Raw genomic sequence first — 13,609 nt, 5'->3', positions numbered from 1 at the left:
AGGAATCCTCTCCCGCTTGCGGGGGAGGGGGACCGCCCATAGGGCGGTGGAGGGGGAGCCGCTTGCACCGAAGCTGTCACTACCCCGCACACACGCCCCTGCAACCCGAAGCAAACCCCAGGCGCCTCATCACATCACAATGTCGGAAAGTTCAGCGCCTCAGTTCGGCGCGTAGAAGATATGCGAGCCGATTTCGGCCACGGCATTGTAGGTGTTCGACCAGGAGGGGCTCACATTGGTCGTGTGGTAGTAGAGCGCCGAGCCCGGCACGGCGCCAACCTGTTCGCCCAGGGCGAATTCGGCATAGACCGACTGCGCCAGGTCAGCCGAGCGGGCCCAGGCGCGGCGTTCGCCCGGTGCGTCGGTACGGCCGTCGCAGGCGAAGGTGAACTGGCAGCGGTGGAAGCCCTTGTCGGCATTCTGGTAGATCACGCCGCAGAGCGTTGCCGGGAATTTGCCGGAACGGGCGCGGTTGACAATGACATTGGCCACCGCCAGCTGGCCGGCTTCGCTCTCGCCGCGGGCCTCGTGATAGATGGCCTGTGCCAGGCAATCGCGCTCGGCATCGGCATGCTGCAGGCGCTGTTCGAGCGGCTGGTAGCTGGTTTCGACGTAAGCAGCGAGCATCGAGGTATTGAGCGCCGGCTCGGGGCGACGGGTCGGGCTGGTGAAGCTGGCAATGGCCGAGACGGCGCTGTTGTCGTTGATCGAGCCGCGGGCGATGTAGCCCATCAGCACGTCCGAGGTCAGCTCGTCTGGCACCTGCAGGCCCAGCACGTCGACGGCGCGCAGCTCGTTCTGGCGCGCGACATAATTAGCAAGCAGAGCGGGGGTCAGCGGCTGCTGGCCGGGGGCAACACCGACCACGGTCGGGCCAATGGCCGGCTGGGCGCGCAGGGTAGCGAGATCGGCGGGAACCTGAAGCGGGGTGACATCGGCGACGCGAAGCGTCTGGGCGTGGGCAGGAACGAGCGTGATGAACAAAACGAGCGCGAGCGCTCCGAAGGCAAGCACATGCGAAACCGCACGCACAGCACTATTCCGCCAGCTCTGCCCCAATGCCCCGTCCTTACCCCTGAACCCGTCCGGCCATATCCGGCGGGTCTTCGTCCGGACCTGCATGCCCAGGTCCTTCGTCACTTCCGGCTGCACCCTATCCAAGGGAGCGCAACGTGGGAAGCCGGAATTTACGACTACTTAACCATAGCCGTTAGCTTGTTAAGTTAGGGTTAATCTACGTAGTGCCGGAAGAAAACCCAATAATTTTATGGACTTGAGGCGTAGTGAAGCAAGCCTTCAGCGCGACGCTAAAAGTTTATGGATTAACGCGGGGGTTGGTTGGGATTGTTGTGGAGAGGTGTTGGCAAGACGCGATGTCTGGTGCTTGGGGCTTCACCCCACCCTCAATCCCTCCCCATCAAGGAGAGGGAAGTCCGCGTCCAGCGAACTCGATGCTTCTTATCCCTCCCCTTGTGGGGAGGGTGGCCCCGAAGGGTCGGGTGGGGATGGCGCAGCAGCCTCAGTGCCGATCGAACGCCGCCAGCCGCACGTGATCGAGGCTTTCCATCACGGCAATGCCCAGCGCGCGAATTTCTTCGCTCGGATGCACCAGGTCCGGCACCATCACCGTCTGCATGCCGGCGGCATGGGCCGCCCGCACGCCGGCATGGCTGTCTTCCAGCGCCAGGCATTTCAGCGGATCGACGCCCAGCCGGCGCGCCGCCGTGAGGTAAGGCTCGGGATGCGGCTTGGGATTGACCACATCGTCGCGGGTGACAATGGTTTCGAACAGGTCGAACAGGCCCGCCGCCGTCAGGTGATGCTGGGCATGCGGATTGCGCGACGAGGTCGCCACCGCCGTCGGGATCTTGCGCTCGTTGAGTTCCCGGACCAGTTCCAGTGCCCCGGGCTTGACCGGCACGCCGCCATGGCTGCGTTCGCGCATGATGACGCGGCAGCGCTCGTCGAACAAAGTATAGGGAAAGCTCACACCATAGGATTCGAGCAGCAGCCGATTGGTGTTTTCGTGGCTGCCGCCGACCATCGACATATGCACGGCGTCGGTCATTTCGAAGCCCAGCTCGGTGCAGACCTCGAAGACGATGGTTTTGAACACGCTCTCCGTATCGAGCAGGGTGCCGTCCATGTCGAAAATGACGGCCTCGAAGGGCGCAAGGCGCAGGATGTCGCTCTGGGATTTCATCCCGCTCGATATAGGGCGATTTGGCGCGACTTGCTAGGAGAGCTGTCGAAAGGCTGGGTTGCAACAGCAGATCAAGGTAAGCGTTGAAGCGTCATGTCCGATTTCAAACCCGCCCAGAACCACCTGTCGCTCGGCGACGCCTTCTTCGATCGCGTCAAGCCGGCCGACTTCCCCAAAACCGTGCTGCGCCACCGCGACCAGCGCTGGGCCAAGCGCCTCGGCCTTGATGATCTGACGGACGATCAGTGGCTTGCCCATTTCGGCCGTTTCGAGCCCCTGCCCGGCTCGCTGCCCGAGCCCCTGGCGCTGCGCTATCACGGCCATCAGTTCCGCAGCTACAATCCCGACCTCGGCGATGGTCGCGGCTTCCTCTTTGCCCAGGCACATGACTTGGCCGACAATCGCCTGCTCGATTTCGGCACCAAGGGCTCGGGCCGCACTCCCTGGTCGCGTGGCGGCGATGGCCGCCTGACGCTTAAGGGCGGGGTGCGCGAAGTGCTGGCGACAGAAATGCTGGAAGCGCTGGGCGTCTACACCTCCAAGAGCTTTTCGCTGGTCGAAACCGGCGAGGAGCTCGATCGCGGAGACGAGCCCTCGCCCACCCGCTCCTCAGTTTTGACCCGGCTCAGCCACAGCCATATCCGCATCGGCACCTTCCAGCGCCTCGCCTATCTCGAAGACCACGAGAGCCTGGCACAGCTGCTGGATTACGCCGTGGCCACCTATTATCCAGAGCTCGGCGACGCGCCGGACAAGGCCGTGGCCTTCCTCGAAGCCGTCGTCGCCAAGGTGGCAAAGCTCGGCGCGCAATGGATTGCCGCGGGCTTTATCCACGGGGTGCTGAACACCGATAATATCAACATCACCGGCGAGAGCTTCGACTATGGCCCCTGGCGCTTCCTGCCGGCCTATGACCCAAAGTTCACCGCCGCCTATTTCGACGAAACCGGCCTCTATAGCTTCGGCAACCAACCCGACGCCCTGGCCTGGAACCTGACGCGTCTTGCGGAGTGCCTGCTGCCCCTGTCCAGCATTGAAGCGCTCGAACCCGCCCTCAACACGGTCTGGCCAATCTTCCGCGCCGAACTGCCGCGCCAGATGCTGCGCCGCCTCGGCCTCAAGCCGCTGGATGTCGAGACGGATGGCGCCTTCGTCACCGCGCTGTTCGGCTTCCTCTCCGCCGGCCAGGCGCCCTATGAGCAGTTCTTCTTCGACTGGCGCGGCGGCGGGTTGAGCGCCGAACGCGCGGCGCACAGCCCTTCGGCCCAGCACTATGCCAGCGAGGCCTTCCGCCCGGTCGCCAATGGGCTCGAACGCTATGGCCCCGCCGATGATCTCAATCTCGACCACGCCTATTTCACCCGCGAAACGCCGCGCACCATGCTGATCGACGAGGTCGAAGCCATCTGGGCGCCAATTGCCGAGCATGATGACTGGGGTCTGTTTCACGCCGCGCTGGCGGAAATCGCCCAGATGCGGCAAGCCTATTCCGTCACGCCCTGAGGAGGAAACCATGCCGATTTACGCCCTCGATGGCCTCGCCCCACAGATCGACCCTGACGTGGGCTGGGTCGCCCCGACAGCGGTACTGATCGGCGATATTGTGGTCGGTGCCGACGCCGGCATCTGGTTCGGCGTCGTGGCCCGCGGCGATATCGAGCGCATCTCCATCGGCGCCCGCACCAATGTGCAGGAAAACTGCGTGCTGCACACCGATAGCGGCTATCCGCTCACCATCGGCGACAATGTCACCATCGGCCATGGCGCCGTGGTCCATGGCTGCAGCATCGGCGACAACACGCTGATCGGCATGGGCGCCACCGTGCTCAATGGTGCCAAAATCGGAAAAAACTGCCTGATCGGCGCCAATGCGTTGATCACCGAAAACAAGGTCATCCCCGACAATTCCATGGTGCTGGGTGCGCCCGGCAAGGTGGTGCGCGAGATCGACGCCGAGGGCGTCAAGGCGCTGGCCGCCTCGGCCGAACGCTATGTGCGCAATGCCCGCCGCTTTGCCATGGGCCTCACCACCGTCACCCCCGGAGACTTCGAGCCGGCATGAGCGACACTTCTGAGCGGCAGCATGCCATTCTCGAACTGGCCCGCCAGCAGAGCCGCGTCACCGTCGATGCGCTGGCGGCTCATTTTGCCGTTTCGGTGCAGACCATCCGCAAGGATCTCAACACGCTCTGCGACCAGCGCCTGCTCAGCCGCGTGCATGGCGGCGCCACCTTGCCTTCCGGCGTCGAAAACCTCGAATATGAAGCCCGCCGCCGCATTGCCGCCGAGGCCAAGGATGCCATCGGCAAGGCAGCCGCCGCCCTGATCCCCAATGATGCGTCGCTGTTCATCAATATCGGCACCACCACCGAAGCGGTCAGCCAGGCGCTGCTCGATCATTCGGGTCTTTTGGTCATCACCAATAATATCAATGTCGCCAATCGCATGCGGGTCTACCCGCGCTTTGAAGTGGTGATCGCCGGCGGCGTGGTCCGTCCCTCCGATGGCGGCATTGTCGGCGAGGCGGCGGCCGGGTTCTTCAGCCAGTTCAAGGTCGATTATGCGGTGATCGGCGCCTCGGCGCTGGATGAAGAGGGCACCCTGCTCGACTATGACTATCGCGAGGTCAAGGTCGCCCAGGCCATCATCGCCAATGCGCGCCATGTCATCCTCGTCGCTGATCAGGGCAAGTTCGCCCGCTCAGCCCCAGTGCGCATCGCTCGCGTGGATCAGGTCACGACCTTCGTCACCGACGCCTGTCCATCCGAGACCTTTCGCGCTCATTGTAGAGCCGCCGGCGTCGACTTGATCGAGACTACGGAAAACCCCGTAGATTAGCCAAGCGCTAACCACGCGGCGAAGTCACTGCTTTGATAAGCCAAACATAAACTCCATCCGTGCAGTATTGGCCGGTCGGTCATTGGGGGCTGACGATGGCAGTTCTCGTGGGTCAGAAAACCAAACCTTCGCACGATCATCGACTGAGCTGGCTGCGGCCGACGCTGGTGCCAGCGCTGGTGGCGCTTGTCGTTTTGGTCATTGGCGGGGTCTTCCTCGACAAGCAGAACAGCGTGCTCAACCAGGAGCGCGCCCGGGCCGGCGTTGTCGCCGAAGTCTCGCTGATCCGCGCCAAGCTCGAAGGCAATATCAACGGCAATTTCCAGCTGGTGCGCGGCCTGATCTCGACGCTGTCGACCCAGCCCGACATGGACCAGCGGCATTTTTCGGCGCTGGTCGCCAATCTCTTCAAGGAACACAGCCAGCTGCGCCTGATCGCGGCAGCGCCGGACCTCAAGGTCTCGATGATCTATCCGCTGGCCGGCAATGAAAAGGCCATTGGCCTCGATTACCGTACCAATACCGCCCAGCGCCCATCGGTGCTGCGGGCCCGCGACAGCGGCCGGCTGGTGCTGGCCGGGCCGGTCGAGCTGGTGCAGGGCGGACGCGGCTTCATCGGCCGCTTCCCGGTCTATACCGAAACACTCTATGGCCGCCATTTCTGGGGCGTCGTCTCGGCCGTGGTCGATGTCGGCCGGCTTTATGCCGATAGCGGTCTGCTCGACAGCGGGCTGGGTGTCGACATTTCGATTTCCAGCCAGGACACGGTCGGCCTGCCCGCGACCCGCTTCTTTGGCCCCGATCTCGAAGCGCAAAGCCCGGTTCGCTCATCGATCACACTACCTTCCGGCACTTGGGAAATCGCCGCTACGCCCAAGGGCGGCTGGGAGAGCGCTCCGAGCAATACCCTGTTGCTGCGCCTGGCCATGGTGATCGCCGGCGCGCTGATCCTTCTGCCCATTGCCATCACCGGGCGCCTCTTGGGTGAACGGCAGAGCCATTTCCGCGAACTCAAATCGCGTGAAGCCGAGCTCGAGCAGATTTCGCGCCGGCTGGAACTGGCGCTCGACGTCTCCAAGATCGGCGTCTGGGAGATGGATCTTTCCACTGGCGACGAAACCTGGGACGCCCGCACCAACGAGCTCTATGGCCTCGATCCCAATGGCGGCGCGCGCAGCCACGACCATTGGAAGGCGGCCGTGCATCCCGAGGATCAGCAGCGCGCCGAGGCCGATTTCCGCCGCATGATCGCTACCGGCCGCTATGAGTCGAAATATCGGGTTCAGCTTTCGGACAATAGCATTCGCCACATCCGCTCGATGGGCGCGCTGTTCAACGAGCCGGGCGAGCCGGAACGTGTCGTCGGCGTCAATTGGGACGTTACGGCCGACGTGCTGCTCAACGAGGAACTGCGCCACGCCACGCTCCTCACCGAGGCGCGCAATCGCGAGCTCGAAGCGGCCCGCGTGCGCATCGAGCACAATTCCCTCCATGACAGCCTGACCGGCCTGCCCAATCGCCGTTACCTCGACGATATGCTCAAGCAACAGGCGGCCGGCGGCTATCATGGCAGCGGCAGCATGGCCATGCTGCATGTCGATCTCGACCGCTTCAAGCAGATCAACGATACGCTGGGCCACGCGGCCGGCGATGCCATGCTGATCCATGCCAGCGCCGTGCTGCGCGACAATTGCAGCTACAACGACTTCGTCGCCCGCATCGGCGGCGACGAATTTGTCGTGTTGACCAGCGCCGAAGATGGCGACTTCTATCTCGGCGCCCTGGCCGAGCGGATCGTCCGGCAGATGCGCCAGCCGGTCAAATACGAAGGCCATGAGTGCCGCTTCGGCGTCAGCATCGGCATTGCCGCCGATCGCGGCGAGACGCTCGACGTGCAGCGCCTGTTGATCAATGCCGATATCGCGCTCTATCGCGCCAAGGGCCGCGGTCGCAATCGCTATGAATTCTTCTCCGAAGCGCTACAGGCCGAGGTGGTCACCACCAAGCGCGTCGCCGACGAAATCCTCAATGGCCTCGAGCGCGACGAATTCGTCGCCTGGTTCCAGCCGCAGTTCGACGCCCATACGCTCGAAGTGGTCGGCGTCGAGGCCCTGGCCCGCTGGCAGCATCCGATCGATGGTATCAAGCCCCCCGCCGCCTTCCTGCCGATTGCCGAAGAACTCAATGTCGTCGCCACCATCGACCGGATCGTGCTGGCCCGGGCGCTTGAAGCGCTGGATCGTTGGGACGAACTCGGTCTCAACGTGCCGCGCGCCTCGGTCAATGTTTCCCATCGCCGCCTGCATGACGAGGACCTGATCAAGGGCCTGCTCGAACTCGATATCGAGCCCGGCCGCATCAGCTTCGAGCTGGTCGAATCCATCTATCTGGACGAGGGCGATGCCGTGATCGGCTGGAACATCGACCAGATCAAGGAACTCGGCATAGATGTCGAAATCGACGACTTTGGCACCGGTTATGCCTCCATCGTCTCGCTCCAGAAGCTGCGCCCCAAACGCCTCAAGATCGACCGCCAGCTGGTCGAACCGATCATTGTCGATCTCGGCCAGCGGCAGTTGCTGGCCTCGATCGTCGAAATCGGCAAGGCCATGGGCATCGAAGTCATCGCCGAGGGCGTCGAGACCATGGAACATGCCGCCATCCTGCGCGACCTCGGCGTCGATATCCTGCAGGGCTTTGCCTTCTCGCGCCCGCTCAGCGCCCAGGACCTCGAAACGTTCCTGACGACGCGCGCCTGGATCAAGGCCTCCTGAGCCCTTCTCAAATCGCCCCCACCGTGCATGCTGCCTCCAACAGGAGGAGACTGCGATGAGTGATGCACAAGGACGGTTCGGCATTGGGGTGATCGGCGCCGGCATGGGCGCCAAACCGCATGCCCTGGCACTGCAGTCGCTGGCCAGGGATATCGCCGTACTCGGCGTCTACCGCCGCGATGCCGCCCAGCGCGCAGCGTTCTGTGCGACCTATGGCTTTCCCGAAGCCGAAAGCCTCGAAACCCTCCTCGCCGACCCAAGACTCGATGCACTACTGGTGCTGACGCCGCCCAATGCGCGGCAATCCGTGGTCGAAGCCGCCGCCAAAGCCGGCAAGCCGGTGCTGCTCGAAAAACCAGTGGAACGCACCCTGCAGGCCGCCGAGCAGATCGTCGCCACGGCCGACGCCGCGGGGGTTACCCTCGGCGTCATCTTCCAGCACCGCTTCCGCCGCGCCTCGCGCTATCTCGCCCAGGCCGTTGCTGAAAACCGCTACGGCCCATTGGAGGCCGTGCATCTCACCGTGCCCTGGTGGCGCCCGCAGAGCTACTACGACCAACCCGGCCGCGGCACTTTCGCCCAGGACGGCGGCGGCGTGCTGCTCACCCAGGCGATCCATTCACTCGACCTGATGCTCAGCCTTTGCGGCGACGTCACTGCCGTCACCGCCATGGCGAGAACCACCCGCCTGCACCAAATGGAAACCGAGGACTTCGTCTCGGCCGGTCTCGAATTCACCAACGGCGCCGTGGGCGCGGTCATGGCTACCACCGCCAGCTTCCCCGGCGGCCCGGAGAGCCTGACGCTGAACTTCGCCCAGGCCAGCGCCACCCTCACCGCCGGCAATCTGACCATTCACACCATGTCCGGCGAAACCATCACCGAAGGCGACGCCACCCAGGGCGGCGGCGGCGCCGACCCCATGGCCTTCCCCTTCGACTGGCACGCGGCACAGATCGCGGAATTTGCCGATGCGGTAAAGCAGGGACGCCAGCCGGTCAGCACCGGCCATACCGCACTGCGGGTGCACCGGCTGATCGACGCGATGACGCGGTCGAGTGCGGAGGGGAAGCGGGTGGTACTCACGCCATGATCGAGCGCCTCGACGCCATCGGCGACCGCCCGCTGCCGCCGGGCACTGTGCTGCGCTTTCCGGCGGCATGGCCCTATGAGGACGTCGTCGATTTGATCGTGGTGGCATTTCCCGATGGCTGCGGCCTCGTCGTCGCCACCGGCTATAAAGCTGGGCTAATTGTCGTCATCCTGCCCGGCGACGCCGTGCCCGAAGGACAGATTGCCCTGTCGGCCGCCTGGCTGGCGCAGAACTGGACCCGCTGGGTCTGGCCGGCCGGGGATGCGGCCGAAGTCCGCGTGCTCCCCGGCTATGATGTGCCGACGCTGGCCTAGCTGGCCAGCGCCGCCTTCTTTGCCAGTCTCGCCTTGATGCTCTCAACGCTGGAATTGGGCGTCGCCGCAAACAGCGTGCGCGTATATTCGTGCTGCGGATTGCCGAACACTTCGTCGCGCGTGCCGTGCTCCACCACATCGCCGAAATACATCACCATCACCTCGTCGGCGATGTAACGCACGACGCTCAGGTCATGGCTGATAAACACATAGGTCAGCCCGAACTCGTCCTGCAGGTCCTTCAGCAGATTGAGGATCTGCGCCTGCACCGACAGGTCCAGCGCCGAGACCGGCTCGTCGAGCACCAAAAAGCTCGGATTGAGCATCAGCGCCCTTGCGATCGCAACGCGCTGGCGCTGGCCGCCCGAGAACATATGCGGATAGCGGTTGAAATGCTCGGGGCCGAGGCCGACCTTGAGCAGCATGGCCATGGCCTTTTCGCGCCGCTCGTCGGCCTTCATGTCGGTATTGAGCAGCAAAGGCTCGGCCAGCACGTCGCCGATCTTCTGGCGCGGATTGAGCGAGCCATAGGGGTTCTGGAAGACGATCTGCACTTTCTGGCGCGCTTCGCGGGTCACATGCGCCGCATCGGCCTTGAGCCCGTCGATCAGGATTTCGCCCGAGGTCGGCGGGTCGATCAGCGTGATCATGCGCGCCAAGGTCGACTTGCCGCAGCCGCTTTCGCCGACCACGGCCAGCGTCTTGCCCTTATTGAGCGTAAAGTTCACGCCCTTGACGGCATGCACCATCTTGGCCGGCCGCAGGAAGCCGCCGGAGGTGACATAGTCGCGGGTGAGGTTTTTGACTTCGAGAACGGGTGTGGTCATTTCTATACCCCCGGCGCCGGTTCGAAGACGAAGTCGGACACCGTCGGCAGGCGATCGCCCACCGCATTTTCCGGCAGCGCCGACAGCAAAGCCCGCGTATAGTTGGACTTGGGATTTTCGAACAGGGTCAGCACGTCGGCCTCCTCCATCTTGTGTCCCTTGTATTGCACGATGACCCGGTCGGCCGTTTCGGCCACCACGCCCATGTCATGGGTGATCATGATCAGCGCCATGCCATGCTCGGCCTGCAGCCGCACCAGCAGGTCGAGGATCTGCTTCTGGATGGTCACGTCGAGCGCCGTGGTCGGCTCGTCGGCAATGAGAAGCTTCGGATTGCAGGAAATCGCCATGGCGATCATGACGCGCTGGCACTGGCCGCCCGACATCTGATGCGGGAAGGCGCCAAGCCGTTCGGCGCCATCCTTGATGCCGACGAGCTTGAGCAGTTCAATGGCCCGATCGCGCGCCGCGCGGCCCTTGAGGCCGAGATGCTTGCCCAGCACTTCCTCGAGCTGGAAGCCGACGGTGAAGCAGGGGTTGAGGCTCGCCACAGGCTCCTGGAAGATCATGGCGATGTCGCGCCCGATGATCTGCCGCTTTTCCTGCGGGCTCATCTTGAGCAGGTCGAGGCCTTCGAATTCCATCTTGTCGGCAGTGACCGTGGCGGTACCGGGCAATAGCCCCATCACCGCCAGCATGGCCACCGACTTGCCGGAGCCACTTTCGCCAACGATGGCCAACACTTCGCGGCTATCCACCGAGACGTCGATACCGTCCACGGCCTTGAACAGGCCAACCGAAGTATCGAAGGAGACGGTGAGGTTCTTGATATCGAGCAGGGGCATTACGCTGCGCTCCCTTGGGTTTGTTGTAATGCGCCGTGGGAGGCGCTATATTCATGAGCAGTTAGAGGAGTGGACATCATGGCGAAACCGACCGCTCAGCCGAAGCCGACTGTTCAGCCCCGGCCCGTCCCCAAGCCGACCCTTGGCTCGGTGGGACCGCGTCCGATTTACTGAGCATCAGCGAAAACTCCAGCGCCGCGACGGCATTGGACGCCAGGATTTCCAGGCGATCCAGCATGTCGACGTAGTCCGAGACCATCAGCAGCAGCCGCTCGGAATTCACATTCTGCGCGGCTCTAATGTCTTCGATAAACAGGTCGATCGACTGCCGCAGGCTCTGGTAGCCAATCACCGCCGAGATCACCCGACTGGGCAGCAGATGGATCTCCCGAACGACCTGTTCGAAAACCATGTTGCGCGCCAGCCGCGGCAAGATCGGCCGATGGCTTGGCTCAAGCTCCAGGACCGCCTGGAAACTCCCCAGCATTTCATCGCGACTGCCGACCTGCAGGCTGAGCAGGTCACTGGCAATCTCTGCCCGTAGCGCTACCTGATAGTCATGCACCTTCTCGTCGCGCCGATGCTGTTCAAGCGCTTGCGCCTGCCAGGACGTGACGAACCAGCCGGCGGCGCTGACAAGCGCTGACACCAGCGCTGCAACGATGGCCGGACCGATCCACAGGTCCATTGGCTCAGCTCCGCTTGAGCTTGGGGTCGAGTGCATCGCGCAATCCGTCGCCGATGAGGTTGATGGCTAGCACGGTGATCAGGATGGCGAGACCCGGAAAGGTCACCACCCAGGGCGCGCGCAGGATGAATTCGCGGGCCGTGGCCAGCATGGTGCCCCATTCGGGCGTCGGCGGCTGTGCCCCCATGCCGAGGAAGCCGAGCGCTGCCGCGTCGAGAATGGCATTGGAAAAGCTCAGCGTCGCCTGGACGATCAGCGGACCAAGGCAATTGGGCAGGATGGTCACCAGCATCAACCGGATATGGCTGGCGCCGGAGAGTTTTGCTGCCATGACATATTCGCGGTTCTTCTCGGCCATCACCGCCGCTCGAACCAGTCGTGCAAAGTGCGGTTGCAAGACAATGGCGATGGCCACCATGGCGTTGAACAGGCCCGGCCCGAGGATCGCCACCAGCACCAGGGCCAGCAGCAGGGACGGGAAGGCCAGGATGATGTCCATGACGCGCATGACCATGGCATCGACCCAGCCACCGAAATAGCCGGCGAGGACGCCGAGGATCACGCCGACGAACAGCGCGCCGACCACGACGAAGAGGCCGATGAACAGCGAATAGCGGGCGCCGTGGATCAGCCGGCTCAACATGTCGCGACCGACCGGATCAGTGCCGAGCAGGAAGCGCGGATCGCCCATGGCGTCCCAGATCGGTGGCGTCAGGATGGCGTCACGATATTGCTGGTCCGGCGAGTGCGGCGCGAGCAGCGGCGCGAAGATGGCGATCAGCACCAGGAGGGTAAACACCACCAGCCCGATGACCGCACCGCGGTTGACGGCGAAGTAATGCCAGAATTCGCGGAACCCGGCGCCGGTGCTGGCTTTGATGGGCGTGGGGGTGGCTTGGATCTGGCTCATTTACTTCACCCTGATGCGCGGATTGATGACGGCATAGAGCACATCGACGAGCAGGTTCACGGCCATGACGATCAGCGCAATGAGCAAGAGCCCGGACTGCACCACGACATAGTCGCGCTTGGAGATGGAATCGATCATCCACTTGCCGATGCCCGGCCAGGAGAAGATGGTTTCGGTGAGGATGGCGCCGCCCAGCAGCAGGCCGACCTGCAGGCCGATGGTGGTGATCACCGGGATCAGCGCATTGCGCAGGGCATGCACATTGACCACGCGGCGCGGCGACAGCCCCTTGGCCCGTGCGGTGCGGACATAGTCCTCGCCCAGCACTTCGAGCATGGCCGAGCGGGTTTGCCGGGCGATGACGGCCAAGGGAATCGTACCCAGCACCACCGCCGGCAGGATCAGGTGGCGCAGCGCCGAAACGAAGGCCGCCCAATTGCCATAGAGCAGCGTGTCAATCAGCATGAAGCCGGTGATCGGCCGCAGGAAAAAGGTCAGTGCAATGCGGCCAGAGACAGGCGTCCAGCCGAGATAGCCGGAAAAGAAGATGATCAGCAGCAAGCCCCACCAGAAGATCGGCATGGAATAGCCGGTCAGGGCGATGCCCATGGTCACCTGGTCGAACCAGGAGCCGCGCTTGACGGCGGCAAAGATGCCGGCCGGAATGCCGACGACCACGGCAAAGATCATAGCGACCAGCGCCAGTTCGATGGTGGCTGGGAACAGCGTCATGAACTCGGTCAGCACGGGCCGCTTGGTGGCCAGCGAAATGCCGAAATTGCCCTGCAGCACGGAGCCCAGATAATTGAAATATTGCTGCCAGATCGGCAGGTTGTAGCCAAACTGCTCGCGCAGGATTTCGTAGCGCTCCGGCGTCACGCCATGCTGGCCAGCCATGGCCAGGATGGGGTCGCCCGGCAGCACGCGGACGAAAAAGAAGGCACAAAGGGAAATGCCGATGATGGTCGGCACGATCAGCGCAACGCGGCGCAGGATGTAATTCAGCATGAGCGGGTCTTACCCTTGAGCGGACGGATCACCTGATGGCTCCCGTCGTCGCTGGCTTTCCTGTTGCGGCGAGGCCGTTGACGGGTGCCATTTGCTGGCGCCTCGGGGC

The 13,609-nt window shown here is 63.6% G+C and carries 13 protein-coding genes; 6 read left to right on the top strand and 7 right to left on the bottom strand.

Features of this window, described 5'->3' with window-relative positions:
• Positions 1 to 159: 159 nt before the first annotated feature.
• Both BM045_RS01780 and BM045_RS01775 read right to left on the bottom strand, forming a co-directional pair.
• Positions 160 to 1,032, bottom strand: coding sequence for a cell wall hydrolase (locus BM045_RS01780; protein WP_170848328.1), 873 nt, complete (start codon positions 1,030 to 1,032; stop codon positions 160 to 162).
• Between the two features lie 487 nt (positions 1,033 to 1,519).
• The gene (locus BM045_RS01775; RefSeq protein ID WP_244522842.1) at positions 1,520 to 2,203 is read right to left on the bottom strand and encodes an HAD family hydrolase; all 684 of its coding nucleotides are present in this window, start codon (positions 2,201 to 2,203) and stop codon (positions 1,520 to 1,522) included.
• 93 nt (positions 2,204 to 2,296) lie between these two features.
• On the opposite strand from BM045_RS01775, the gene BM045_RS01770 reads away from it, so the two are divergent.
• From BM045_RS01770 to imm45, 6 genes are all read left to right on the top strand, one after another.
• Complete coding sequence (locus BM045_RS01770) at positions 2,297 to 3,706, top strand: protein adenylyltransferase SelO (RefSeq protein ID WP_092179283.1); 1,410 nt, start codon at positions 2,297 to 2,299, stop codon at positions 3,704 to 3,706.
• Between the two features lie 10 nt (positions 3,707 to 3,716).
• Entirely contained in the window at positions 3,717 to 4,265 is a 549-nt protein-coding gene (locus BM045_RS01765) for a gamma carbonic anhydrase family protein (RefSeq protein WP_092179282.1), read from the top strand.
• Entirely contained in the window at positions 4,262 to 5,041 is a 780-nt protein-coding gene (locus tag BM045_RS01760; RefSeq protein WP_092179281.1) for a DeoR/GlpR family DNA-binding transcription regulator, read from the top strand. The genes BM045_RS01765 and BM045_RS01760 overlap by 4 nt, the downstream gene beginning before the upstream one ends.
• 95 nt (positions 5,042 to 5,136) lie before the next feature.
• Entirely contained in the window at positions 5,137 to 7,815 is a 2,679-nt protein-coding gene (locus tag BM045_RS01755) for a bifunctional diguanylate cyclase/phosphodiesterase (RefSeq protein WP_170848327.1), read from the top strand.
• A gap of 55 nt (positions 7,816 to 7,870) precedes the next feature.
• Positions 7,871 to 8,908 (top strand): Gfo/Idh/MocA family protein, encoded by a 1,038-nt coding sequence (locus BM045_RS01750; protein WP_092179280.1) that lies wholly within the window; start codon positions 7,871 to 7,873, stop codon positions 8,906 to 8,908.
• Positions 8,905 to 9,222 carry an Imm45 family immunity protein gene (gene imm45, locus BM045_RS01745; protein WP_092179279.1) on the top strand — a complete coding sequence of 106 codons (318 nt, stop codon included), beginning with the start codon at positions 8,905 to 8,907 and terminating at the stop codon, positions 9,220 to 9,222. Before BM045_RS01750 ends, imm45 begins: the two co-directional genes overlap by 4 nt.
• Here the strand turns inward: imm45 and BM045_RS01740 are convergent.
• From BM045_RS01740 to BM045_RS01720, 5 genes are all read right to left on the bottom strand, one after another.
• Positions 9,219 to 10,049, bottom strand: a complete 831-nt coding sequence (locus BM045_RS01740; protein ID WP_092179278.1) for an ABC transporter ATP-binding protein — start codon at positions 10,047 to 10,049, stop codon at positions 9,219 to 9,221. The genes imm45 and BM045_RS01740 overlap by 4 nt on opposite strands.
• 2 nt (positions 10,050 to 10,051) lie before the next feature.
• Positions 10,052 to 10,894 (bottom strand): ABC transporter ATP-binding protein, encoded by an 843-nt coding sequence (locus BM045_RS01735; RefSeq protein ID WP_092179277.1) that lies wholly within the window; start codon positions 10,892 to 10,894, stop codon positions 10,052 to 10,054.
• Between the two features lie 76 nt (positions 10,895 to 10,970).
• Entirely contained in the window at positions 10,971 to 11,582 is a 612-nt protein-coding gene (locus tag BM045_RS01730; RefSeq protein WP_092179276.1) for a hypothetical protein, read from the bottom strand.
• 4 nt (positions 11,583 to 11,586) lie between these two features.
• On the bottom strand, positions 11,587 to 12,492 hold the full coding sequence (locus tag BM045_RS01725) for an ABC transporter permease subunit (protein ID WP_092179275.1): 906 nt from the start codon (positions 12,490 to 12,492) through the stop codon (positions 11,587 to 11,589).
• Positions 12,493 to 13,500, bottom strand: a complete 1,008-nt coding sequence (locus BM045_RS01720; protein WP_092179274.1) for an ABC transporter permease subunit — start codon at positions 13,498 to 13,500, stop codon at positions 12,493 to 12,495.
• Positions 13,501 to 13,609: the final 109 nt, after the last annotated feature.

The organism is Devosia sp. YR412 (genome assembly GCF_900110945.1).
In the GTDB taxonomy this organism is placed as follows: Bacteria; Pseudomonadota; Alphaproteobacteria; order Rhizobiales; family Devosiaceae; genus Devosia.
The sequence above is the reverse complement of the archived record's forward strand: the minus strand, read 5'-3'. Positions and strand labels throughout refer to the sequence as shown.

What these genes read in the sequence shown, in the direction of transcription:
- BM045_RS01775 (WP_244522842.1), bottom strand. Translation starts at nt 2,203, where the DNA reads ATGAAATCCCAGAGCGACATCCTGCGCCTTGCGCCCTTCGAGGCCGTC.
- BM045_RS01770 (WP_092179283.1), top strand. Translation starts at nt 2,297, where the DNA reads ATGTCCGATTTCAAACCCGCCCAGAACCACCTGTCGCTCGGCGACGCC.
- BM045_RS01765 (WP_092179282.1), top strand. Translation starts at nt 3,717, where the DNA reads ATGCCGATTTACGCCCTCGATGGCCTCGCCCCACAGATCGACCCTGAC.
- BM045_RS01760 (WP_092179281.1), top strand. Translation starts at nt 4,262, where the DNA reads ATGAGCGACACTTCTGAGCGGCAGCATGCCATTCTCGAACTGGCCCGC.
- BM045_RS01755 (WP_170848327.1), top strand. Translation starts at nt 5,137, where the DNA reads ATGGCAGTTCTCGTGGGTCAGAAAACCAAACCTTCGCACGATCATCGA.
- BM045_RS01750 (WP_092179280.1), top strand. Translation starts at nt 7,871, where the DNA reads ATGAGTGATGCACAAGGACGGTTCGGCATTGGGGTGATCGGCGCCGGC.
- imm45 (WP_092179279.1), top strand. Translation starts at nt 8,905, where the DNA reads ATGATCGAGCGCCTCGACGCCATCGGCGACCGCCCGCTGCCGCCGGGC.
- BM045_RS01740 (WP_092179278.1), bottom strand. Translation starts at nt 10,049, where the DNA reads ATGACCACACCCGTTCTCGAAGTCAAAAACCTCACCCGCGACTATGTC.
- BM045_RS01735 (WP_092179277.1), bottom strand. Translation starts at nt 10,894, where the DNA reads ATGCCCCTGCTCGATATCAAGAACCTCACCGTCTCCTTCGATACTTCG.
- BM045_RS01730 (WP_092179276.1), bottom strand. Translation starts at nt 11,582, where the DNA reads ATGGACCTGTGGATCGGTCCGGCCATCGTTGCAGCGCTGGTGTCAGCG.
- BM045_RS01725 (WP_092179275.1), bottom strand. Translation starts at nt 12,492, where the DNA reads ATGAGCCAGATCCAAGCCACCCCCACGCCCATCAAAGCCAGCACCGGC.
- BM045_RS01720 (WP_092179274.1), bottom strand. Translation starts at nt 13,500, where the DNA reads ATGCTGAATTACATCCTGCGCCGCGTTGCGCTGATCGTGCCGACCATC.